Source organism: Candidatus Poriferisodalis sp. (assembly GCF_965208485.1).
GTDB lineage: Bacteria > Actinomycetota > Acidimicrobiia > Acidimicrobiales > Poriferisodalaceae > Poriferisodalis.
On record NZ_OZ242344.1, the window covers coordinates 3,530,060 to 3,553,007 of the forward strand.

Below are 22,948 nucleotides of genomic sequence, written 5' to 3' on the forward strand. Positions count from 1 at the left end.
GGGTCAGGTTTGCTCGGGACGGAGTGTCGGGAACAGCACGACCTCGCGGATCGCCTCGACACCGGCCAGCAGCATGGTCAGCCGGTCCATGCCGATGCCGAGCCCGCCGGTGGGCGGCAGGCCGTATTCCAGGGCGCGCAGGTAGTCCTCATCCACCACCATGGCCTCGTCGTCGCCTTCGGCCCGGGCTGAGGCTTGGGCCTCGAAGCGCTGCCGCTGGTCGTCCGGATCGATCAGTTCGCTGAAGGCGTTCGCCAGCTCGCGGCCGGCCACGACGGCCTCGAACCGCTCGGCCAGCAACGGATCCCGTCGGTGACGCCGGGCCAGCGGCGAGGTCTCCGCAGGGTGCTCGGTGACGAAGATCGGGCCGGCGAGCCCGGGCTCGGCCAGCTTTTCGTACAGCTCGGTGAGCAGCTTGGCTGAGCTGGTGCGCGAGCCGTCGGGCACGGCCACGTCGTGTGCTTCGGCCAATGCCGCCAGCTCGCCGCGCGGCGTGTGCACGCTGATGGTGCTGCCGACCGCTTCGCTGGCCAGTTCGGCCATGGTGGCCTGCCGCCACGGCCGCGTGACGTCGATCATCTCGTCGCCCGCCTTCAAGACAGCGGAGCCGGTGAGGGTGACGGCCAAGTGCTCCACCAGCGACGACGTCAGCTCCATCATGTCGCCGTAGTCGGCATAGGCCGCATACAGCTCGAGCATCGTGAACTCGGGGTTGTGGCGGGTGGACAGGCCCTCATTGCGAAAGACCCGGCCGATCTCGAACACCCGGTCCAGCCCGCCCACGATCAGACGCTTGAGGTACAGCTCGGGGGCGATCCGCAAGCACAGGTCGGCGTCGAGGGCGTTGTGGTGGGTGGTGAACGGCTTGGCCAGCGCGCCGCCTGCGATGGGGTGGAACATGGGCGTCTCGACCTCGATGTAGGCCCGGTCTTCGAGGAAGCGGCGGGTCTCGGTCATCATCTGGCTGCGCAGGGCGAACGTGCGCCGGGCGGCCGGCGTGACCCACAGGTCCACGTAGCGCTGGCGGAAGCGGGTGTCGGGATCGGTGATGCCGTGCCACTTGTCGGGGAACGGCCGGCGAGCTCGGGCGAGCACGCTCCATTCGTCGACCCGGACGCTCAGCTCGCCGCGACGGGTGGTCATCACGATGCCGCTGACGCCGATCCAGTCGCCCAGGTTCAGGTCGCAGAAGTCGGCATGGTCGGGAGTGACCGCAGCGGGGGCGAAGAGCTGGATGCGACCGGTGCCGTCGTCGAGCGTGCCGAAGGCCAGCTTGCCCTGCACCCGCCGCAGCATCAGGCGGCCGGCGATCGTGACCCGCGTCTCGGTCTCGGTGCCGGGTTCCAGGTCCGACCACTGCTCGTGCAGGTCGGCCGCAACGGCGTCTCGCTCGTAGCGGTACGGCGGGCCGGTTTCGCCGGGATGCTGGTGGGCCGCCGCAGCGCCGTCGTCGGGCTCGCCCGCTGGCAGAGACCTGGTCATCGCAAGCTCACGTCTCGTTGAAGTGACACGTCTTGGAGTGGCCTGGCGGGCCCTGTAGCAGGGAATTGGTCATCGTAAGCTCACGGTACCGATGGTTGGCTAGCCATCCGGCGAGGCGGCGGCCAAGTCCCGCAGCCGGTCCGCTGCAGCGATGCGCTCGCAGTCCTGATCGCCGACCGCCGTCAGATCGCCGACCGTGACGAGTTCGGGGGCCAGCTCGGCCAGCGGTTCGAGCACGAACCGGCGCTCGCGCATCCGCGGATGCGGGATGACGAACTCGGTATCTTGCAGCGTGGTCTCGCCGTACAGCAGCACGTCCACGTCCAGCGTGCGCGGGCCCCACCGTTCTCGCCGCACCCGGTGTGCGACCTCTTCGAGTGCTTGGCAGCGTGCCAGCAGCTCGTATGGCCCTTCACGGACAGCGAGTTCGGCGACGAGATTCAGGAACGACGGCTGTTCGGGCCCGATGGGGGCGCTGCGATACACGCTCGAGGAGGCCACCAGCAGGCCCGCCTCCCCAAGTGCGTCAAGTGCATCGGCCAGCTGCGCCGCCGGGTTGCCGATGTTCGCGCCCATCCCCACGAAGGCCCGCGTGCCGGATTGGCTCACCGGCTCAGTCCGCGATGCGGGTGATGCGTACCGCGCTGGTGCCGAGGTCGACAGCGACCGGCGGTCGCAGCTTGGTCACGGTGATCGCCACTGCCGTCACGAGCTCCATGCTGCAGAGATCTGCCGCAATCAGCGCAGCCATCCGTTCCAGCAGGCGGGGCTTGGAATCGGCGCACAGCGCTTCGACGCGTTCGCAGACCTCGCCATAGTCGACCGTGTCAGACACGTCGTCCGACTCGCCGGCCCGACGCATGTCCACATACAGATCGAGATCGATGCTGATTGGCTGCGGGGCGGCCCGCTCGTGGGCGATCACCCCGATGATGCACATCACCCGCAAGCCGCGCAGCTCAATGCGATCGCTCGTGGCGATCGCATCATCAACACGGTGATCAGATGCAGCGCCGGTGTGAGTGTCCACGGCCGAGATCAGGGTGTCGTTCCGTCGGCGGCGAGGATGCCGAGCGCCACTTCGACGACACGACGCCCCTCCGGCCCGACCCGTTGTCCGAAGATCCGCTCGGTGATGGCCGTCGCCTGCGGACCCGTCGGCACCTTGCCCGACAGCAGCAGGTATGAGGCCACGAACCCGCAGATGTCCTCGCCCACCCGCTCCTTGTGCAGGATGACCCGCTTGCGTTCGCCTGCCAGCCGTTCGAGGTCGTCATGGACTTCTTGCAGGTAGTCCCCGAGGTCGTCGAAGGTCGGCCACGGCCGGTGCAGGTATGGCAATTCCAGCTCGTCGTAGTTGTGAAGGTTGTGCGGTGCCGAGATGAGCGATACGACAACGTCGAACTCGTTGCGACGCAGCCAGATGATCTCTTCTTGCCTGCGGACGCGCCGGTGGCTGGCGCCATAGCCTCCTGGACGCTCGCACACAGCGAGACGCTCGGCGACAACCCAGTTGAAGTTGCGGGGCTGAATGCCTTCCGCCCACTTCCCTCTCATAGTGCGTCGTCCCTCGGAGCGTCATCGACGCTTGCAGTGTGTCGGAGCGTCATCGACGCTTGCAGTGTGTCGGAGCGTCATCGACGCTTGCAGTGTGTCGGAGCGTCATCGACGCTCGCAGTACACCAGTGCGTGCCCGCTGCCGAATTTACCGGTGTCGATCCGACAGTGCACGGTGCTGCGGGGTATGTTTCAGACGTCGTCGTCGGCAGATGAGTCGTATGCGCGAATTTCGGCCAGATTGCGGTACTTCTGGGCCACATCAAGCCCGTATCCGATCACCCACACGGGTGGCAGCCGGAACCCTATGTAGTCGACGAGCCCGTTCAGACTGCCGTTGTGCTCACGGGTCAGCAGCGAGCACACCGCCAGCGACGCGGGGCCGCGAGCCAGCAGGCTGCGACGCAGATACGACAGCGTGAGTCCGCTCTCGACGATGTCCTCCACCAGGATCACGTCGCGCCCAACGATATCGATGTCGAGATCCTTGAGAATTCTCACCACACCGCTGGAGCGGGTGCTGCTGCCATAGGACGACACGGCCATGAAATCGATTTCGACCGGCAAGTCGATGGCGCGGCTGAGGTCGGATGCGAACATCACGGCGCCCTTGAGCACCGCCACCAACAACGGCTCACACCCCGCGTAGTCGGCGGTGATCTGCGCTCCGAGCTCGGTGACCCGCTCGGCGATCTCGGGGCCTGAAACGAGCACCTCGCCGACATTGGGATCGCCGGCCAGCATCGAGTCGAGGTCGCTCGGGGGAGCCTGCGGAGCCGTTGCCCCCGACTCCGATGCGGTTGCAGCCGATACCTCTGCCACGTGAGCTGAACTTAGCGGTTTGCGGTTGCCGTCGGCAGAATCGTCCTCCCAGCGCGGCGACGCTGAAGCATCAGCCCTCGAGCCGGAGTCGGTCAGAAGACCGGACGACGCGGCGGCCGCCGCCGACCTCGGTAGCCCGGTGGGTGTGGCGGGCCACCTCCAGCACTCGCTCGACCGTGGCGGCATCCGGTGGATGGGAGGTGCGGAGCCAGGCGCGGACGGCCCGGCGTGCCAGCGCCAGCGGCGCCGCTCGCAGTTCGGCGGCGCTGGTGGGGTCGATGCCGGCAGCGAGTTCGGCCAGCAGGTCGGTGTCGGCGGCCGCGGTGCCGGCGGCTCGCGCCAGCAGCGGCGCCACATCGCGACCGGCGATGTCGCACAGCAGCGGGATCACCTCATGGCGCACACGGCTGCGCCAGAAGCGCGCGTCGGTGTTGGAGGGATCGCGCAAGGACTCGTAGCCGACCAGCTCGCAGATCCGTTCGGTGTCTGCTCGCCGCAGCGCCAGCAGCGGGCGACGATCGGCGCGCATGGCAGCGAGGGCGTCGAGTGCGCCGCCCCGCAGCAGTTGCAGCAGCACGGTCTCGGCCTGATCGTCGGCGGTGTGACCCAGCAGCGCATCGGGGCCGAGGGCGGCGTGGCGGGCCTCCCGGGCACGGGCTTGCAGGTTGGCGCCCGGTGCGATCTGCGGGCGCACGACACGCAGCGGCACATCCAGCCGGCGGCAGAGCGCCTCGACGTGGGCGGCCTCTGCATCGCCCGTGTCGCGCAGGCCGTGATCGACATGGACAGCGGCGACCGTTGCGTCGTGTGTGCTGTTGTGCTGCGCGTGCCGGCAGGCCAGCACCAGCAGAGCCGCCGAGTCGGGACCTCCGGACACCCCGCAGACCAGCTTGGATTGGGTGAGGTCGCCGAACGTGCATCGCTCGAGCATCTGATCGAGTTCGGCACCCGATCCCGGTGCCCCAGCTCGATGGGCGCCGCCGGGGGGATCAGGCGGCGGGGACACGCTCCAGCCACGCTGTGGGGTTGCGGATCTCCGTCATGGACGGCAGGTGTTCGGCGCGTTCCCAGATGCGGTCCACCGCTCGCGGGCCGCGCTCGGCCTCGATCTCGGCGATGAACTCCTCGCCGGCCCGGTACTGCGCCAGCTTGGCCTCGATGCCGAGGAGTCGCTGGAGGAGCCGGTTCATGCCGCGCGCGTTGCGGCGCCGGTGCGACATGACCAGCGCGAATCGCTCTGCGTCGGGAATGTGGCCACGGGCTGCCCGCGCCATCGTCACGTCGCCGTGGCCTTCGACCAGGCTCATCATGCCGCCGACCTGGGCAATCAGGTCGCGCTGGTGCTCAGTGGCGAACACCGCCGCGAGGCCCCCTTCGCCCAGCAGGTCCTGGCCCTTGCGGCGCTGGATGACGAGGGTGCGCAGTCCTTCGCGCAGCCGCTCGGGATCGGGCTGCGCCTCATCGACCAGGCCGTTCACCAGCTTCAGGAAATGGGGACGCAGCCACGGCACGCCGGTGAACTGCGAACGGTGCGTCAGCTCGTGCAGCGCCAGCCACAGCCGGAACTGAGCCGGCACGAATGCGTAGCGCTTCTCGGTGAGCAGGATGTTCGGGCCGACGAAATAGACGGTGTCGCCGGTCGTCTGGCTGTCGAGGCCGCTGGGGCCATCAAGGCCTCCCGGACCGGTGCCGTCGTGGGCAGTCTCGTCCTCGGATGCCCATAGCAGGTCGTACTGGCCCAGCACCCGCCGCGACATCCAGCCCAGCACCCCTCCCAGCTCGACGGCGCCCAAGGTGCGCGTCACGGTGGAGCTCGCCGCCGGTTCGCCGCCGGCGCCGGGTGCGCCGAGCAGTGGCTGCAGCAATCGTCGGAACGCAGCGATGTTGGCGTCGATCCAGCCGACGCGGTCGATGACCTCGGCGTGAGCCTCGCCAGGTGTCTCGAGGCCGGTCTCGATGGCGACGAGCTCGGCGGCAATCGGCACGAACCGGGCGAAGTCGGCGCGCAGCGGCTCAGCCAGATACGACTGGTACAGCGGCTCGGTGCCGGCAACCTTGACGGCGATCCGGCGCGCCAGATCCCAGTCGACGTGCTCGTCGGCAGAGGCGCTCACCTGGGTGCTCAGCGCTTGGGGTACCGGGGTGCGACCACCTTCTGCACGTAGCCCACCACCAGCTTCGCGACGGTGGCGACCGTCGCCACGGTGAGCGGCACCGCCAACCAGTAGTGCCAGACCTGCGCACCCAGAAGCTCCATGCCGCCAGATATTAGTGGGTCATGTGCTTCGGAACCCCCCTCGTGAGCGGCAGGCAGGCGCTGGTGCCGTGAGCCGCCGGTTGGCCGAGGGCACCGGTGCGAGAACCCTCAGTGGGCGGCTTGGCGGTGCCCCTATCTGCAGGCCGTCGGCGTCGGCGATGCCGCCGGTGGTGGCGGTCAGCGTCTCGCCGGGCAGCGCTGTGCCGGTGATGCCGGGGAATCCGGTGGCCGCGCTGTTGGGCTCGGGGGCGGTCTGGGGGGCGGTGTTCTGCGTCGCCGAAGCGCCCGGCAAGCACCACCGCAAGGGCATCACGCTGCTCGAGCTCACCGAACTGTTCCCCGACGAGCAAGCGGCCCGCGTCTGGTTCGAGGCGCAGGTGTGGACTGGGCAGCGGTGCTGCGGGCACTGCGGATCGACCAGCACGCACGAAGCGAAGCACAAGACGATGCCCTACAGGTGCCGCGACTGCCGCAAGTATTTCTCCGCCAAGACCGGCACCGCGCTGGAAGCGTCCAACGTGCCGCTCCGCAAGTGGGTGTTCGCGATCTGCCTCGATCCGCCGTTCACCAGCCAGCGGCTCTACCACGCTCCGCTCGGCAGCAAGGCAGCGCACGCCAGCTTCGATGACACATGGAGCATGAGCGACTTCGCCGCCGAGTGGGCCGAGTTGCAGCAAGCCGCCGACACGTCGCTGCATCACACAGTCCTGGGCGCAGGGCTGACAGCGGGCGAGTCGATGCAGGCGTACCTCACGTTCATGGCGCAGCGATTCATCGAGCTTCACCGCGTTCTCAAGCCGACCGGCTCGCTGTATCTGCACTGCGACGACAACGCGTCGCAGTGCCTCAAGCAGCTGCTCGACGCGGTGTTCGGCACGGCACGTTTCGAGAACGAGATCATCTGGCAGCGCGAGATAGGCACGAAGAACAGCGCGAAGCGTTACCCGCGCAACTACCGACCGGCTGTTCTTCTACGCCAAGTCTGAACATCGCGCTTGGGACTTGCAGACTGTTCCGTGGACGGATGAACAGATCAGCAAGTGGTACACGCTCGAAGACGAGCGAGGCAGGTTCACTCGGCTTCGGCTCAGGAATCCCAGCAGCAGAGGACTGAGCGAATGGCGCGGTCTGCGGCACGGTACCGGCTCGTGGAACGCGCCGAAGTCCGGGCACGATGCCGAGTGGATCGAGCGCGAGTTCATCGCTGGCTATCGCAGCGTCGAAGACGCCTCAGACCGGCTGGACGCGCTCGACGCGGCGGGTCTGCTGCACTGGCCGGACCAAGAGGGTGGCCTGCCGACGCTCAAGAAGTACCTCGCACACGCAGACACCACGGTTCCGGTGGGTGACGTGTGGGCCGATCTGCCCGGTGGTCGCGGCCTTCCACCCAAAGAGCGCACCGGATGGCCGACACAGAAACCTCTAGCGCTCTTGGAGCGCATCATCTCAGCCAGCAGCAACGAGGGCGACATCGTGCTCGACCCGTTCGCAGGCTGCGCCACAGCGTGTGCGGCAACCGAACGGCTGGGCCGTCACTGGGCGGGCATCGACATTGACGAGGTGGCTGTGGGCATCACGCAGAAGCGGCTCCAACAGCACGCTGACGGCACTGCGTTCCTCGATCTCTCGACACAGACCGTCTATCTGCCCGCGACCCCCCAGCGCACAGACGACGATGCACCGCGACGCTCGCCCAACATCCGAGCGATCCTGTGGCAGACGCTCGGCACGGGCGAGCGCAGGCCGTGTCCGGGCTGCGACCGAGCGAAGTGGCACGACGACTTCCACCTCGACCACATCGAGCCGAAATCCAAGGGCGGGCCGGACATCGACGCTAACCTGCAATTGCTGTGCGCCGCGTGCAACGGACGCAAGGGCAACCGGCTGACCATGAGCGAACTACGGGCGACATGGGGACTGCCGCCCGGAATCACGACAGAAGTTCCCTACAGCGAGCTAGGAGCAGCCAGTGGCCACGAAGCCGAAACGTGATCGGCGGGTGAAGCGATCCCGCATCTACCCGCCGGTACGTCAGACAGACCCGGACGCAACGCCTGAACAGGTCGCGCGGGCGTTGCTGCGCAAGCGCTCGAACCGGTAATCGAGCGTGGTGGCCGGACGGCTGACGAGGCTTCCCTGCCGTCAACTATCCTACATAACCCCCCATCACTACGTGCGTTCTTCAGCATGATCGACTCATGGCGAGCGTTCCTTGACCTGTGGGGCAAGTCACAGTCGCTGCAGGCGCCCTATCCATTGGTGTGCCATCTGTTGGACACGGCCGGTGCGGCTCAGGTGATCACGGAGCGCGTGCTGCCACACAGCTTGGCGACAGCGGTCGCGGGTCATGTCGGCGTTAGTTGCAGCGCCCAAGACTGGGCTGGCGCGGTTCGGGTGCTCGCTGGGTGGCATGACATAGGGAAGGCTTCGTGCGGTTTCCAGAACTTGGACAAGAGTGCCTGCCCTGACTGGGCACGCGGACATCGTGACTCGATTCGTGCCAGCGAACATGCGTTGACCGGTGCGTGGCTGACATGGGATCGGCTCGGGGACATCCCGACACGCACGCGTTCGAGAGTGGCTCAGATCATCGGCGGACATCACGGGTGCATTCCGCGGCTTGACTTGCATCAACTGCAGGCGTGGGGCGGCGCGGCACAAGTCGACGAGAACCCGCCCAGCGAGCTCGAATCTGCCAGGCGGTGGTTGTGGGACACCCTCGACGGCACCATCGGGACGCTGCCGGAAGTCGCTATGCCGACGCCCGCTGCGTCGGCTGCTCTCGCTGTCGTGGTGCTCGCCGACTGGGTGGCATCAGACGAGGCTCTCATCCATGAGCACCAGTCAGCGCTCGAGGCTGAAGGATTCGATGCCGGGCAGCATTATCAGCGGGCGCTGCGCCTCACCGAGTCCTACATGAAGGCTGCGGGCTTGGTCGCCCCGAAGAGACGGAAGCTGCCTGAGCCCGCGGACCTCATCGACGGTGACGAGCCGACATGGAGAGGTCTGCAAGCGAGCATCCACAGAAGCTTCCACCCGACTAGCCCGGGTATCTCGGTGATCTGCGCTCCGACGGGGGAAGGCAAGACCGAGGCTGCGCTGATCGCCGCAGCGAAGTTCTCCGCAGCGTCAGAACGCCACGGGATGTTCTTCGCCATGCCCACCGTCGCCACAGCGGAAGGCTTGCACGACCGGCTCCGGAGATGCATCGAAAATCTCGCCCCGGACGACGATCTTCCGATCCTCCGACGAGTCCATTCGCAGGCGCTCTTGGCGGACAGCGACTCGAGCGCTGCCGTTTCAGACGACTCCGAGACCATGCGCGCAGCGGCTTCGTGGATGCGCGGGACACGCAAGTCCCTGCTGGCGCCGTTCGGTGTCGGGACGATCGACCAGGTGTTGCTCGGCGCACTGCGGGCGAAGCACTCGCCGCTGCGGATCCTCGGCGCAGCGTCCGGCGTACTGATCGTGGACGAGGTACACGCTCTGGACCCGTACATGCGCAAGCTGCTGTGCCGAGCCGTGGAGTGGCTGGCAGCTCTGGGCACGCCTGTCGTGATTTTGTCAGCGACGTTGCCGCCCAAGCGTGTCCGAGAATTGTGCTCGGCGTACCAAGAGGGCTGCGGAATCGTCGGCGACACACAAGCCGCTATGGATGGGTACCCGGCTTGGATTGGTTGGACTCCTGCTGATGGCTGGACCGGTGAAGCCTCACAAGCAAGCCGTAGCTGGGATCTGCGAATCGGAATCGACACGGTGGAGCGCAAGCAGGCAACGCGGCGCATCGCTGAGACGGCGCTGCATGCAGCAAATCACGACAACGGGCAATGCGTGCTGATCGTGCGCAGCACTGTCGCTGCGGCGCAGGAGACCTACCAAGCGATTCGAGAGCTAGACCCATCACTCGTCCCTGGCGAATCCGTCGAGACCATCCACTCGCGCTTGCCGCGGGGCGACAGACGGCGCAGGGCAGACAACATGCTCAGACGACTCGGCAGCGACACGAGCGATCGGCCCGAGCGGCTGATCGTGGTGGCCACTCAGGTCGTGGAGCAGTCATTCGACGTCGATTTCGACCTGTTGATCACAGACCCGGCACCGCTGCCTGCGCTGTTGCAGCGCGCTGGACGGGTGCGCCGGCATCGCACTCCCGCGGACGGCGAGTATGTGGGCACGACGGTCGTCTGGCCTCTCGACAGGCAGGGCGAGCCGAGTCATTGGTCGCCGATCTACTCCCGCGCCGATCTGATGGGCGCCCATGCGTGCATCACATCAGCGGACACCAAGTCGAGCCTCATGATTCGTGTGCCGGACGATGTTCCTGTGCTCGTGGAACGGGCAGATATCGAAGCCGAAGAGAAGTTCGAATTCGCCGACGAGGATGCGGCAGACGCGGCCGAGGCGACGCTGGCGCAACTGGTCCGCATCGACGCCGAGAAGTCGCTTGCCTCGAACTGGGCGATCCCGCCACCAAGACCTGATGCGCCATTGCATCTTCTGACGGGCCATCTCGACACCGACGAGACCCATCCCGGCACCCGGCACCAAGCCCACTCGACGCTGATAGTGCCCTGCATGAAGACGCCCGACGGCTGGACGCTCGCGGATGGCACCGTCATCGTTCACGAACCGCAACAGCACCCCTCGCTTGATGTCGTCCGCAAGGTATTCGAGGCGTCGATCCCGGTTTCGTACCCCAACCCCGGATGGTCCAGCGAACTTCCGCACCTCGCCGGCGCGTGGGATCGAACCCCTGTCGCGCAGGCTCAGATTCTTGATGTTTCCGCAGGGCCGTGCGACATCGGCGAATGGACACTCCGAGTCGACGGTGAGGCAGGGCTCGTCATCACGAAAGAGGCAGCGTGACCGGCAAGGGATTCAATCTCATCACCGACCCATGGATCCCCGTCGACGGCGGGCCGATCTCTATTGAGGAAGCGCTCGTCAACGCCCACCAGATCGATGGTTGGCCATGCAGCGACCCCGCCTTCTCCGAAGCGCTCATGCGACTGCTCGTCCCGATGACATACCGCATCACCGGCATGGACGACCATGACCATGAGTTATACCGCTGCGAATTCGCCGACCGACAACGACGCTTGCTCGACGAAGGCCGACTCGACCCCGAATGCGTTCGCTCGTATCTGGACCAGCACCGGGACCGGTTCTGGCTCGTCAACCCGCCAGCTGGCCATGAACCCATTGCACAGGACTCTGCACTCAGCAGGATCGAGTGTCCAGACAAGCCCGCTAAAGCAGTGTTTGCATGGGCATCAACGAGCAGTCCGTCGCTGGGCCCACATGCGGCGACAGACATGATTGAGCCCGGCATTGCCGCTCAAGCACTGCTCACGCTGCGCCTGTTCTACGGTTGCGGCACGGTCACGGGGCACCCGGCCACCGGCAAGCCTCGAGGGAATGGGAAGAACCCACCGCTGCGCAACACCACGTCGCTGCATCCGGTTGGGAAGAATCTCGCTGCAACTCTCATCGCTCACATGATCCCGAAGCCTCATGACACGGTGTTCGGAGAAGCCTTCTGGGAGACGGAGAGCGTCCCGGGCCAAATCGCTCCCTACGCACGACGCGCGGGCATGCTTGAGCAGATCGCAGGTCGCCAGGACAAGACGTTCTATTGGCACACGACCAACGGCTGCATCACTGGGTTTACGCTCGCTGCTGGCAGAGGGACTGCGCCGGATCTAGCGATAGAAGACCCGTACACCCTCGTGAGAGACGATCAGTCCCCTATCCGTCCACGCGAAGGGCGCGAATTCTGGCGGGAGGCACAATCGCTGCTCTTGAAGTCAGGTGACGATCAGTACGCGCGGGTTCCGATCTTGGATTGGGCTCGCGATGGGGACAGCAGTGCAGAGAACTATCCGCCGAGTGAGTTCGGATGGGTGGCCTTTTCCCATCGAGGCGAGAGATCCAAACCGGTGGAACGCGCAAGCGTGTGCGCTCATGCCCCGGACCTCTTGGGCATCTTCCAACCTGACGCATCCCGACGATGCACCACGTTCTTGGCCCTCGCCGCAGATGCCGAGAGATTGATGTGTGATGAGGTGAAGTCCGCATTCCGAAAGGCAGGTGTGATTACTCGTAAGTCAAAGGCTGAGGAGATCGCCGAGGTGCGGAAGCCCGCCCGTTCGGCCTATTGGCATCGAGCGGAAGCAGACTTTTGGCAAGTCGCCCGGGATGTCGTTGATGACGAGCATCTTGGCGAACGACTGAGGGAGCACGCACTCATCGGCTTCGACGATGCCACTGCGCATCTGATGCACGAGCGGCGCAGCCATCTTGCTGTGGTGGAGAGTCGACGGTGGATTGAACGCTGGCGCCGACAATCGAATGGATCGACCGACAGGGGAGATGTGACCGTATGACGATCACGCAACAGCCGGACGGGTCCAGCACCTCGCGGAACGGTGCGTTCGTCGAGCATGTGCGACGAATTTCTGCTGATACCGGCAACCGTGCGCGACTGCGCCGATCGCTGCGCAACGGCAAGGTGATCGGCGATGACGCATGGTGGTTGCTTGGCGGATGGCTGCCTGCCGATCTAGACGAAGCGCTGATCATGGCCCGCGTCGCTGCATGGTGTGCTACGCATCGCCAGACCGAATCCGCCCCTTGGCGCACGCCCGCAGGGGAATTGGCCCGCGCCGGTGTGAGGTTCAGCGATCAAGTGGCCCAGCGGTCGCTTGAAGGGATGACAGCGGACGGGATCGAGACTCACGTTCGCATCGACCGCGTGAACCGCGTGATCGAGATGCTCCGCCCAGCGCCGGTGCGTATCGACTGGGCGCTCCTGATCGCTGATCTATCCGCATTCTCACGCGGCGGTGATCGGGCACAGCGAGCTCGTCACCGCTGGTACCGCGACTTCCATCACTCCGATCTCAACAACAACGAATCAACCGAAAGGGATACCAATCATGACCAAGACCGATAGCGCCTTCCTCGACGTGCATGTCCTGCACGCCGTCCCCTTCTCGAATCTGAATCGGGACAATCTGGGCACCCCCAAACAGATGGTGTATGGCGGAGCGACTCGGGCGCGCATTTCGTCGCAGTGCACCAAGCGAGCTGCACGGCTCTGGCTCGAGCAGAACACCGATCTCGGAACCGCTCTTCGAACTCGTCGGCTTCCGCAGCTCGTACGTGAGCGACTCATGGCTGACGAGGTATTCGCGGACGACGATGACGCGAAGCAAGCAGTGGTGTCCATGTTCGCCAACGCCAAGGGGAAGGGTGTGAAGAAGGGCATCACGGTCGAAGAGGTCGGATCGGACGGCGACGGGCACGAGCTCCAAAGTGATCAACTCACATTCACCACCACTGAGGCGGCAGCCGCAGTTGCCCGGGTGATCGCCTCCTGCAAGGACGAAGTATTGGCCGAGGGCTTCAAGCCGGATCCGCCCACCAAGAAGGCGCTGACCTCTGCACTGCATGCGCACAATCCGATCATCGCCCTGTGCGGCCGCATGCTCGCAGCGCTGCCCGAGACCAACGTTGACGGGGCGCTTCAAGTGGCGCACGCGTTCACGACCCACACTTCGACACTTGAGCTCGACTACTTCACAGCCGTTGACGATCAGCTGCAACTTGACGGCGACGAGGCCGGCGCCGGGCACATCAACGTCGGCGAGTACACGAGCGGTGTGTTCTACCGGCACGCAACCATCGGGCTGCGACAACTCGCAGAATTGCTGGACGACTCGGAGGCGGCCGTTGCTGAGGTCGCAGGCAGCTTCATCAGGGCATTTGCGCTGGCTGAGCCGACCGGCAAGCAGAACTCCGCGAACGCTCACACACGGCCTGATCTGATGGCGGTCACTCTGCGTTCCGACCGTCCGGTGTCGTTCGCGGCCGCGTTCGAGAAGCCAGTCGAGCCCGGCCGCAACGGCGGCTTCATGAATGCCAGCATCGAAGCACTGCACAGGCGAGCTGCGCTCGAGAACCAGATGTACGGCCCTGAGGGCGTGATCGACTCGTGGTATGTCGAGAGCGAGACGCCTGATGTCAGCGGCCTCGGCGACCCGCTGGACAGCCTGAACGACTTGGTGCGAGTCGTGGAGCACAACATCGCTCCAACGACGACGCGGAGCGACGGCGAACGGGCTGCACATGACTTCTGATGAGCCACGTATCCCAGCGGCCAGGCGGAAGAGATGCGGCGCATGACCTCAGGGGTTGTGATGCTGCTCACCGGCCCGCTGCAATCGTGGGGCGGTCCCGCGCCCGGTATCTATGAACGCGGCACGGGATCCATGCCGTCGCTGTCAGGGATCATCGGGATGGTGTCCAACGCGCTCGGCCGCAAGCGCACCGACCCCATCGATGACTTAGCAGCGGGGGCGCGCCTCGCAGTCCGGGCGGACCGGCCGGGAACGCCGATGGAGGACTTCCACACACTCGGGAATGTCCTCAATGCCGAGGGCAAACTCCTTCGTTATTCGGTGCCTACGAGACGCTGGTATCTGCAGGACGCAGCGTTCTTGGCGGTGTACACACCGCCAGTCGGAGGAATGCCGGCTGATGAGATTCTGGATGCCCTCAACAACCCGAGACGTCCGCTGTACCTCGGGCGTCGAAGCTGCCCGCCGGCGGAACGAGTCCCTGTATGCGTGGTCGCGGACCGGACTCCTGAGGAAGTGCTGACTACGGCAGCACTGTTACGGGAAACAGACGGAGGGAGTGCCCCTCTCAGCGATGTCGACTACTTCGAAGCAGACACAGACGTCTCGGGACATGTTTCGGCGCTGATTGAGATGTCAGCACCGGACGACATCGGTCACCAAGCGACGCTCAGACCAGATGCGCCGACGACGTTCGACCCCCGCCGTCTGGCGCACATGAACAGGCGCGTGATCACTAAGTCGATCCAGGTGCCAGCGGTTGCATGCGCCGGACGGGGGCCCGAAGCTGTGATGCGGCTGAGGGACTCGCTCGGAGCGACGCCATGACTACTCTCACGCTGCTGAAGCTGAACCCGAGTTCGAAGCTCGCCCGCGCATCGTTCCGTGACCCGCAGACAGTCCACAAGACTCTGATGCGCTGTTTCGACTCCGATCTCGGCAGTGAACCACGCAAGCACGTCGGGTTGCTGTGGCGCATCGAACCCGGCGACGCACCGACGATCCTGATGCAGTCCGAAGCCGAGCCATGGTTCGATGACCTGCCAGACGACTACGCCGACATTCAAGAACGACTCATCGACAAGCACCTAGAGTCGCTCCAAGATGGCATGGCCGTCAACTACCGGGTGGTGCTCAATCCGGCCAGAAACACTCGCACCGGCGGCATCAACAAGCGAATCGTGATCCCCGCGCAAGATCGGCCCAAGTGGGTCGCTGGACGGATCGCGAACGCCGGTCTTGCTGCCTTGTCGGCTCCGACCATTACTGGCATGGCTGACCGGCACATCAGGCGGGGCAAGCAGCGTGTTCCCGTCTATTCGGTACGCGTGGACGGGACCGCGCAGGTCTCTGACGCAGAGAGCCTGCGCGCTGCTATGCGTGCAGGGATCGGGCATGCCAGAGCATGGGGCTGCGGCCTCTTGACGGTGCTGCGAGCCTGATGCCCGAGCTTCCCAAGAAACTGCACGCACCGACACTGGTGATGCTGCCTCGCGTCAGCGATCAACTCAGCTTCGTGTACCTCAACCGTGTCCGCATCGAACGAGACGACAACGGCGTGCATGCGATCTTCCGCACCGAGGCCCGTGGCGTCGAACGCGTGTACCTCCCCACAGCGTCGGTGGCTGCGCTGCTGATCGGGCCGGGCACTTCGATCACTCAGCCGGCTGCGTCACAAGTGCTCAGAGACGGGGGAGTGATCGTCTTCTCGGGAGAAGCCGGCGGGCACTATCACGGCTCCCTCATCCATGACGGACTCACAACGCGATGGCTGCACCTGCAGGCGCAACAGTGGGCTGACGACGAGAAGCGCGCAGAGGTCGCCCGACGTCTGTACCGCATGAGATTCGAGGACGGGAGCCTCGCTGACGGCAAAAGCGTCGAGCAGTTGCGCGGCATGGAAGGGCATCGCGTCAAGAACGCCTACAGGTCCCTGGCCAGCAAGCACGGGATCCCGTTCCGCCGCGTGTACAGCCCCAAGGATTTAGATGCCTCCGATCCGGTCAATCAAGCCCTAACCGTCGCCAACCATGTTCTCTACGGCGTCGCGCATGCGGTCATCACAGCGCTCGGCGCCTCACCCGCCCTCGGATTCATACACACCGGCGGTCAAAGATCGTTCGTGTACGACATCGCAGACCTATACAAGATGGAGCTCGCCGCCCCCGCAGCATTCGCCGCCGCAAGCGAGGACGACCCCGTATCTGCAGTTCGGCGTTCGATGCGAAGAGACTGGCGGCTGTTGCGACTGACCAGGCGAATGGTCACCGACATCCAAGCGGCTCTGGATCCAGATATCCCACGAGCGGGTGCCGACTTCGAAGACGAGTTCGACAACGTGATCCATCTCTGGTCTCCTGAATTCGGTGCGCTGCCGGCCGGCACCAACTACGCCGCCGGAGCTTGATCTCCGATGAACGCGACATTCGTGCTCACCGCTGTACCGCCGAATGTCCGGCATGCACTCACCCGGTGGATGATCGAACCAGCACCAGGAGTGTTCGTCGGCACCATGTCAGCACGAGTCAGAGACGAACTCTGGACCATCATCGAAGGAGAAACCCACGGAGGTTGGGCACTTCTCATCCACCCGGATGCCACCGAGCAGGGGTTCTCGATCCGCACCTGCGGAACGGACCGCAGACACATCGTCGACTTCGACGGCCTGCAACTGGTAACCATGTCCGCAGAGCACCTTGACAACATCACAGTGCCCGATAGAGCCGAATTGTCCTCCTAAACCAGCAGGTCACGGAGGGTGCTCCCCGCGCAAGCGGGGGTAGGCCTGTCCTGTCCGAGCCGTCGGGCGATCTGTGGCTGTGCTCCCCGCGCAAGCGGGGGTAGGCCCCGCCCCTCCATCGGCCGGCCCTGGCCAGGCCTGTGCTCCCCGCGCAAGCGGGGGTAGGCCCAGAGGCGCAGTCCCACCCTGAGACGCATCCGGGTGCTCCCCGCGCAAGCGGGGGTAGGCCCCTCCACTACGGACGTGGGTTCCGAGTCTGGACGTGCTCCCCGCGCAAGCGGGGGTAGGCCTCCGAGATGGAGTCTTATGGAGCCGACCGGTCAGTGCTCCCCGCGCAAGCGGGGGTAGGCCTGGCACCGGGTCGTGTGGCGTGACACCACCCCTGTGCTCCCCGCGCAAGCGGGGGTAGGCCCACTACCAAGCTGATGCTGAACCCGAACCCGAGGTGCTCCCCGCGCAAGCGGGGGTAGGCCCAACGTCAAGACGTTCGAGGATGCGCTCAGCGATTGGGTTGATCTCGGCGGCCGTCATCCCGCAAGAGATGAGCATGCTTTCGTCTTGCAGTTCGCGCCATTGGGCACCCTTGGCACCCTCGAGTGCTCCGACATCAGCACCTTTGCCCTGCGGCACGCCTCTGGCCGGTAGTAGTCAGCAATCGGACGATCCTGCGCAGCGAGGAACTCATCCAACTCAACACGTGTGATCAGTTCGCCATCTCGCTGATCCAGGAACACCGCTAGCGCGTCTTGGTGCTGCAAGACGACAGAGGCGTCCCAGCGACGGCCGAACGCGAACCGGACACCCGCGATCACCAAGCTCACGACAGCTACGACAACAACGGTCGTCAACATCTCCACAACCAGCCTGACTCAGACATCGGGTGCGTGAGCCTACGACCGAGAAGGAAGCGCATCGGCGAGTGCCCGCCTCGGCCCGAGAGAGCGCAAGGGCCGTCAGACGAACGCGGACGCGCCGTTGACTGGCACGCTGGATTGGCGTCGCCTAGCGGCCATGTCCGAAAATAGTCTCTTCAGTGGAAGTGAGTTCCGTGATGAACACCAATCGCAAGCACCGAACCAGGTTCGTAGTTGCCATGTTTGCCGCTGCGGTCATCGCCGCGGCGTGCTCTGGGGAGCCCGCACAGACCACCACGGTCAACGACCCCACGGCAACCCAGGACAGCCAGGCAACCGAACAGACGGCTGCGCCAACGGACACCGCGGCCGCTGATCAGGTGATCACCACCGACAGCAGCACACCGACGACAACCGACGATGATCCGTCCGGCGACGACAGCACCTCCTCTTCCCCCACCACCGAGGCCGATGGCGCAGCACCGGCCGCTGGCGACGAAGACGGCCAAAGCACGACTTCGGGCACCGACGATCCCGACGTCGATGACTCCGCCGGCGACCCCGACGCAGGACAAGACCCGGCCCAAGACGGCGAGCCGGCCAGCGAGGACGACCCGGCCGACGGTGAGGAGCCCACTGGAGACCCCGCTGGAGACGACGAGGAAACCGCCGAACGTGATCCAGATGGCGACGAAGAGGCCACCGAGGACCCCGTTGCGGATCCCGACGAGGAAGGCCCCGCCGAAGACGAAACACCCGAAGAGGACGACCCAGCCGACGACAGCGAGTACCCGACCACCGCAACGGAAGCCCGAGAAGCCGGCGATCTCTTGGTCGCCTCAGACCAGCCGAACGTGATCCTCGGCGGCAGCGAGAACGGCACAGCCGGCTACGGTGCCAACGCAGCCGCAGCAGGGCAGTGCAACAACTGCACAAGCGACACCCCGGCCGGCAACCAGTTGACTCAGGTGTACGGTCTGGTCGGTTCGCCGAACCGCGAACCCATCGAAGTGTGGGTGCCACCAGCAACCGGCACCACGCGCACACTTGACATCCAACGAATCACCGAGAATCTCGACGACAACGGCGACGGCTTTTGTGCACTCGGTTTCGATGCTGTCGCGTCGGCGCGCCCTGGCGACGAGATCGTTCTTCAGCCTTCATCTGACTGTCAGCAACTGGGGCTTGACGACATCTCTCTTGTGACATCCGCTGCTGGCGTCACGCATCGCGTGATCGCCACTCAGCGGTTCGTGCTCACGACTCAAACCTTCCGTTGCACCAACTATTTCGAGTGCGATCATCTGCCGCCCGAGGACTTCGAGTATCGGGTTCTTGTGACATGCATGCTCCATCCCAAAGGCAGTGGAGCAGCGTCGAATCATGGACGCATCTTCTCGGTGGCGACTCGCCATGATCCCGCTGGTGATGTCGTCGCAAGCGGTGCCCAGGCGCTCGCAATCGACCAATGGACGTGGCACAACGGTGGCCGTGCGAACACTTGGGTGACCTGCGGGGAAGGTCTCAACTAGGTCGGCCGCACCGATCTGGTGACTCTGGGCGCAGCAAACTACGCTCCCGCCTCGTGTCGGCTGTCGGCGAGGGATCTTGGTGCGAGAAACCTGACGGGATAGCGCGGTCACCCGCTGCCATTTCTGCATGCGGCGGAGGCCATTGGGCGCCTTGCTCGCTGGGTCCCTGATTGTCACGGGTTGCGGTGGTGACGAGGGCAGCACGATGCAGAATGTGCGTGTAGTCGTACTGCATAATATGATTGTGTGAGCACAGCGGCGGCGGATTGTGCTCCGAGCAGCCGTGTCTTCGTGCATCGACGCCGGATGTGAACATGCCTACGCCCCGAGAGAAGCTGGCGGCATCGCTGGAGCAGTTGTCGCAAGTGCAAGGCGACCGGCGGGTTCTTCGCTCAGACGAGATCTCGCGCACCCATCGGGAACGCTTGATGCGGAGTGGGTTCCTGCGACAGGCCACAAAGGGGTGGCTGTTCGTCGCAAATCCCGCTGACCGGCTTGATGATGCGACCGGTTGGTACGGCTGCTTCTGGGAGTTCTGTGTGCAGCGATGCCAACACCGATTCGGCGATGCGTGGCATCTCTCGGCCGAGGGCTCGATCCTGCGGCACGCCGGCCTCGGCTTGATTCCGCCCCAGGTGATCGTCTGCTCACCGCTTGCGTCGAACCACAGCGTCGACTTGCCGCACGAGACATCGCTGTTCGACCTCAAGACGAACGCACACGCCGGCCACGAGGACGTGCTCGTCGACCCCGACGGCGTTCGGCTGCTGTGCGTCGAGACTGCACTGGTCAGTGCGTCAGAGCGCTTCTTCACCTCTCACCGCGTCGCAGTGATGACAGTGATGGCGCAGATGAACGACCACAGCAAGCTCTTGGGGCGACTGCTCGACGGCGCCCACTCCACGATCGCCGGGCGTCTGGCAGGCGCGCTCCGAGCCGTGGGGCGGGCTGACGCAGCAGATGATGTGCTCCATGCCATGAAGCGCGCCGGATTCGATGTGCGCGAGGCGCCTCCGTGGCAGCAGTACGCATCACTGAGCTCGCTCCGTTCTCGGACTCACCCCGCTGCCGCACGTTTGAGGGTCATGTGGGCGGATCTCAGGAGCGTTGTCGTGTCGGCTATGCCGACGGCGCGTGGGGCGCGCCCGGACACCGACGCCTACCTCGCCGCCGTCGACGAGAACTATCAGCAGGACGCCTACCACTCGCTGTCTATCGAGGGGTACCGCGTGTCGCCTGAACTCATCGAGCGAGTCCGCTCGGGCACATGGAATCCGGAGTCTGACGCCGATGACGCGTCAGCGCGTGATGCGATGGCAGCGCTGGGCTACTGGCGCGCATTCCAGCAAGTCCGTCTCGCCGTCGGGGAGGTTGTCAACGGTGCCGATCCCTCAGCACTGCTGCGCGAACGGCATCGACACTGGCATCGCGAGCTCTTCGCCCCCTCCGTGGACATGGGACTCGTCAAGGCGAGCGACCTCGGCGGCTACCGGCAACATGCCGTATTCCTCAGCGGCTCGCGCTACGCGCCCATGAACTGGTCGGCCGTGCCGGAGGCGATGGCCGAGTTCTTCGACCTGCTCGAGAACGAGGATGAGTTGTCGGTGCGAGCCGTCCTCGGGCATTTCTGCTTCGTGTACATCCATCCGTTCCCGGACGGCAACGGCCGCATGGCCCGCTTCATCATGAACCTCATGCTCGCCGAAGGTGGGTACCCGTGGACCGTGGTTCGAGTCGTCGATCGGCAGCGATACATGGCGGCCCTCGAGTCAGCCAGCGTGCATTACGCAATCGAACCCTTCGCCAAGTTCGCAGCTGAGCGCGTGGCCGCTTCTGGCTCCGCCGCCTGACCTACGGCAAGGGCATGGGCTAGGCGTTTCGGGCGTGTCTCGTTGCAGCGCACTACGGTGCTGCCGTGCTGTCTGCGGCAGACGGATGCGTGCGTGTCTGGCGAGACCGAGATGCATGTGCGTCGGACGCGGACGGCCAACGTTTGAGTAGGCGTCTGCCGTGACCCCCCCGGGATTCAGGCGCGCCGAACTGGGCGAACCGGACGCTGTTCCACGCTGACAACCTCGCAGTGATGCGGGGCATGAACAGCGAGACGGTCGATCTGATCGCCACCGACCCGCCGTTCAACAAGGGCAAGGACTTCCACGCCACGCCGGACAGCCTGGCTGCCGGGGCGAAGTTCCAAGACCGCTGGTCATGGGCCGACGACATCGAAGGCGACTGGATTGACCAGTTGGAAGATGACTGGCCCGACGTGTGGCATGTCATTGGCGCAGCACGATCGAGCTGGGGCGATGACTTGGGGGCGTTCCTGTGCTTCATGGCCGTGCGGCTCGTCGAGATGCACCGCATTCTCAAGCTGACCGGTTCGATCTACCTGCATTGCGACCCGACCGCCAGCCACTACCTGAAGCAACTCATGGACGCAATCTTCGGACGCAAGCAGTTCCGAAACGAAGTCGTCTGGTGTTACCGCGGTGGAGGGGTACCGCGCAATGCGTTCGCGCGCAAGCACGACCTACTCCTGTTCTACGCCGCTGGCCGCGACAACACATTCCACCGGCAGCACGTCCCTTACTCGGAGGCGTCACAAGCACTTGTGAGCAGCCGCGGCGGCGTGAGCATCGATGGACGCGAGCGCGACCTAGAGCGAGGAGCATCGATGCCGGACTGGTGGACAGACATCAACTCGCTGCAAACATGGTCTCCCGAGCGATACGGCTACCCGACACAGAAGCCGTTGCCGCTGTACGAGCGCATCATCGCCGCGTCGAGCGATCCGGGCGACATCGTGTTCGATCCGTTCTGCGGTTGCGCCACAACACCAGTCGCCGCTGAGCGGCAAGGTCGCCAATGGGTGGGGATCGACATCTGGGACAGGGCCCACCAAGCAGTGCTGGACCGGATGCAGGCTGAGACGCTTGCAGTGCCGGACGCCGACGCCACAGACGACCGGCTGTTCACATTCGGGGAGGTCACCTACGCCAACGCGCCCCCTGCGCGAACCGACGATGGTGAGACGGCTGCGCCGTTCCTGCAAGTCACCGAACGCGTACAGGAGCCCGACGGCCCGCGGTGGACGCGAGCGCAGATGTACGAGCACCTGGTCGCCCAGCACGGACGAGTCTGCCAAGGGTGCGATCGGATCTTCGACGACGAGCGGTACCTGCAACTTGACCACAACACCCCCCGCGCTGATGGCGGCATCAACCACATCAGCAACCGAGTGCTGTTGTGCGGCCCCTGCAACCAACTCAAATCCAACATCTACACGCTGTCGGGTCTACGCAGACAGAACCGCAAACTCGGCTACATGTCGTCGTGATGAAGCCCGCTTCGCCGTCGAAATCCCAGTTGCGCGGGCCACCCACAACGCGGTCTGTGCGCTGCGGATGGCACCGAACCAAGCGCGGGAGAATGCGGGGGCACTAGAGCGGCCGGGATTCATGCTCATCGGTGATGAGCCATGGACGAGAACACCGCAAGTGGCTGGCAGGGCTAGTCGTGGTCGCGCTCGGTGCGGCGCTGCTGGTGGCGGTTCCGGCTGACCG

At 65.1% G+C, this 22,948-nt stretch carries 22 protein-coding genes, 1 pseudogene and 1 CRISPR repeat array; of the genes and pseudogenes, 14 read left to right on the top strand and 9 right to left on the bottom strand.

Annotation, left to right across the window (positions count from 1 at the left end; all coding sequences use genetic code 11):
- Positions 1-3: 3 nt before the first annotated feature.
- The 8 genes from lysS to ACOGXQ_RS16560 form a co-directional block, all read right to left on the bottom strand.
- A complete protein-coding gene (lysS, locus tag ACOGXQ_RS16525) occupies positions 4-1,482 on the bottom strand; it encodes a lysine--tRNA ligase (protein ID WP_419944700.1) in 1,479 nt (492 codons plus the stop codon).
- A gap of 99 nt (positions 1,483-1,581) precedes the next feature.
- On the bottom strand, positions 1,582-2,091 hold the full coding sequence (gene folK, locus ACOGXQ_RS16530; RefSeq protein WP_419944701.1) for a 2-amino-4-hydroxy-6-hydroxymethyldihydropteridine diphosphokinase: 510 nt from the start codon (positions 2,089-2,091) through the stop codon (positions 1,582-1,584).
- Positions 2,092-2,095: 4 nt separating this feature from the next.
- On the bottom strand, positions 2,096-2,512 hold the full coding sequence (gene folB / locus ACOGXQ_RS16535) for a dihydroneopterin aldolase (RefSeq protein WP_419944702.1): 417 nt from the start codon (positions 2,510-2,512) through the stop codon (positions 2,096-2,098).
- An 8-nt stretch (positions 2,513-2,520) separates the two neighbouring features.
- Positions 2,521-3,039, bottom strand: coding sequence for a hypothetical protein (locus ACOGXQ_RS16540; RefSeq protein WP_419944703.1), 519 nt, complete (start codon positions 3,037-3,039; stop codon positions 2,521-2,523).
- Positions 3,040-3,231: 192 nt separating this feature from the next.
- On the bottom strand, positions 3,232-3,783 hold the full coding sequence (hpt, locus tag ACOGXQ_RS16545) for a hypoxanthine phosphoribosyltransferase (RefSeq protein ID WP_419947419.1): 552 nt from the start codon (positions 3,781-3,783) through the stop codon (positions 3,232-3,234).
- A 148-nt stretch (positions 3,784-3,931) separates the two neighbouring features.
- A complete protein-coding gene (tilS, locus tag ACOGXQ_RS16550) occupies positions 3,932-4,867 on the bottom strand; it encodes a tRNA lysidine(34) synthetase TilS (protein ID WP_419944704.1) in 936 nt (311 codons plus the stop codon).
- Positions 4,851-5,975, bottom strand: a complete 1,125-nt coding sequence (locus ACOGXQ_RS16555) for a zinc-dependent metalloprotease (protein ID WP_419944705.1) — start codon at positions 5,973-5,975, stop codon at positions 4,851-4,853. The genes tilS and ACOGXQ_RS16555 overlap by 17 nt, the downstream gene beginning before the upstream one ends.
- Before the next feature lie 8 nt (positions 5,976-5,983).
- A complete protein-coding gene (locus tag ACOGXQ_RS16560) occupies positions 5,984-6,118 on the bottom strand; it encodes a hypothetical protein (protein ID WP_419944706.1) in 135 nt (44 codons plus the stop codon).
- A gap of 308 nt (positions 6,119-6,426) precedes the next feature.
- On the opposite strand from ACOGXQ_RS16560, the pseudogene ACOGXQ_RS16565 reads away from it, so the two are divergent.
- The 11 genes and pseudogenes from ACOGXQ_RS16565 to cas2e form a co-directional block, all read left to right on the top strand.
- A pseudogene (locus tag ACOGXQ_RS16565) lies at positions 6,427-6,666 on the top strand (transposase); the annotation flags it as partial.
- Positions 6,655-7,104, top strand: coding sequence for a DNA methyltransferase (locus tag ACOGXQ_RS16570; RefSeq protein ID WP_419947420.1), 450 nt, complete (start codon positions 6,655-6,657; stop codon positions 7,102-7,104). The pseudogene ACOGXQ_RS16565 and the gene ACOGXQ_RS16570, both read left to right, overlap by 12 nt.
- 16 nt (positions 7,105-7,120) lie before the next feature.
- Entirely contained in the window at positions 7,121-8,110 is a 990-nt protein-coding gene (locus tag ACOGXQ_RS16575) for a DNA methyltransferase (protein ID WP_419944707.1), read from the top strand.
- Between the two features lie 195 nt (positions 8,111-8,305).
- The gene (cas3, locus tag ACOGXQ_RS16580; protein WP_419944708.1) at positions 8,306-10,984 is read left to right on the top strand and encodes a CRISPR-associated helicase Cas3'; all 2,679 of its coding nucleotides are present in this window, start codon (positions 8,306-8,308) and stop codon (positions 10,982-10,984) included.
- Entirely contained in the window at positions 10,981-12,504 is a 1,524-nt protein-coding gene (locus ACOGXQ_RS16585; RefSeq protein ID WP_419944709.1) for a type I-E CRISPR-associated protein Cse1/CasA, read from the top strand. The genes cas3 and ACOGXQ_RS16585 overlap by 4 nt, the downstream gene beginning before the upstream one ends.
- Positions 12,501-13,073 carry a type I-E CRISPR-associated protein Cse2/CasB gene (locus ACOGXQ_RS16590; protein ID WP_419944710.1) on the top strand — a complete coding sequence of 191 codons (573 nt, stop codon included), beginning with the start codon at positions 12,501-12,503 and terminating at the stop codon, positions 13,071-13,073. Before ACOGXQ_RS16585 ends, ACOGXQ_RS16590 begins: the two co-directional genes overlap by 4 nt.
- On the top strand, positions 13,057-14,259 hold the full coding sequence (cas7e, locus tag ACOGXQ_RS16595) for a type I-E CRISPR-associated protein Cas7/Cse4/CasC (RefSeq protein WP_419944711.1): 1,203 nt from the start codon (positions 13,057-13,059) through the stop codon (positions 14,257-14,259). Before ACOGXQ_RS16590 ends, cas7e begins: the two co-directional genes overlap by 17 nt.
- Positions 14,260-14,301: 42 nt before the next feature.
- A complete protein-coding gene (gene cas5e / locus ACOGXQ_RS16600; protein WP_419944712.1) occupies positions 14,302-15,087 on the top strand; it encodes a type I-E CRISPR-associated protein Cas5/CasD in 786 nt (261 codons plus the stop codon).
- Positions 15,084-15,701, top strand: coding sequence for a type I-E CRISPR-associated protein Cas6/Cse3/CasE (gene cas6e, locus ACOGXQ_RS16605; RefSeq protein ID WP_419944713.1), 618 nt, complete (start codon positions 15,084-15,086; stop codon positions 15,699-15,701). The genes cas5e and cas6e overlap by 4 nt, the downstream gene beginning before the upstream one ends.
- The gene (gene cas1e, locus ACOGXQ_RS16610) at positions 15,665-16,666 is read left to right on the top strand and encodes a type I-E CRISPR-associated endonuclease Cas1e (protein ID WP_419944714.1); all 1,002 of its coding nucleotides are present in this window, start codon (positions 15,665-15,667) and stop codon (positions 16,664-16,666) included. The genes cas6e and cas1e overlap by 37 nt, the downstream gene beginning before the upstream one ends.
- 6 nt (positions 16,667-16,672) lie before the next feature.
- Entirely contained in the window at positions 16,673-16,999 is a 327-nt protein-coding gene (gene cas2e / locus ACOGXQ_RS16615; RefSeq protein WP_419944715.1) for a type I-E CRISPR-associated endoribonuclease Cas2e, read from the top strand.
- A gap of 18 nt (positions 17,000-17,017) precedes the next feature.
- A CRISPR array of direct repeats spans positions 17,018-17,472; the repeat unit is 28 nt; unit sequence GTGCTCCCCGCGCAAGCGGGGGTAGGCC.
- 54 nt (positions 17,473-17,526) lie between these two features.
- On the opposite strand, the gene ACOGXQ_RS16620 is transcribed toward cas2e, so the two are convergent.
- Positions 17,527-17,856 carry a hypothetical protein gene (locus ACOGXQ_RS16620; RefSeq protein ID WP_419944716.1) on the bottom strand — a complete coding sequence of 110 codons (330 nt, stop codon included), beginning with the start codon at positions 17,854-17,856 and terminating at the stop codon, positions 17,527-17,529.
- Positions 17,857-18,050: 194 nt separating this feature from the next.
- Here ACOGXQ_RS16620 and ACOGXQ_RS16625 point away from each other — a divergent pair, with 194 nt between their 5' ends.
- The 3 genes from ACOGXQ_RS16625 to ACOGXQ_RS16635 all read left to right on the top strand — a co-directional run bounded on the left by ACOGXQ_RS16625 (position 18,051) and on the right by ACOGXQ_RS16635 (position 22,722).
- The gene (locus ACOGXQ_RS16625; RefSeq protein WP_419944717.1) at positions 18,051-19,385 is read left to right on the top strand and encodes a hypothetical protein; all 1,335 of its coding nucleotides are present in this window, start codon (positions 18,051-18,053) and stop codon (positions 19,383-19,385) included.
- Positions 19,386-19,699: 314 nt separating this feature from the next.
- A complete protein-coding gene (locus ACOGXQ_RS16630; RefSeq protein WP_419944718.1) occupies positions 19,700-21,235 on the top strand; it encodes a Fic family protein in 1,536 nt (511 codons plus the stop codon).
- Between the two features lie 242 nt (positions 21,236-21,477).
- The gene (locus ACOGXQ_RS16635) at positions 21,478-22,722 is read left to right on the top strand and encodes a DNA methyltransferase (protein WP_419944719.1); all 1,245 of its coding nucleotides are present in this window, start codon (positions 21,478-21,480) and stop codon (positions 22,720-22,722) included.
- The last annotated feature ends 226 nt before the right edge of the window (positions 22,723-22,948 follow it).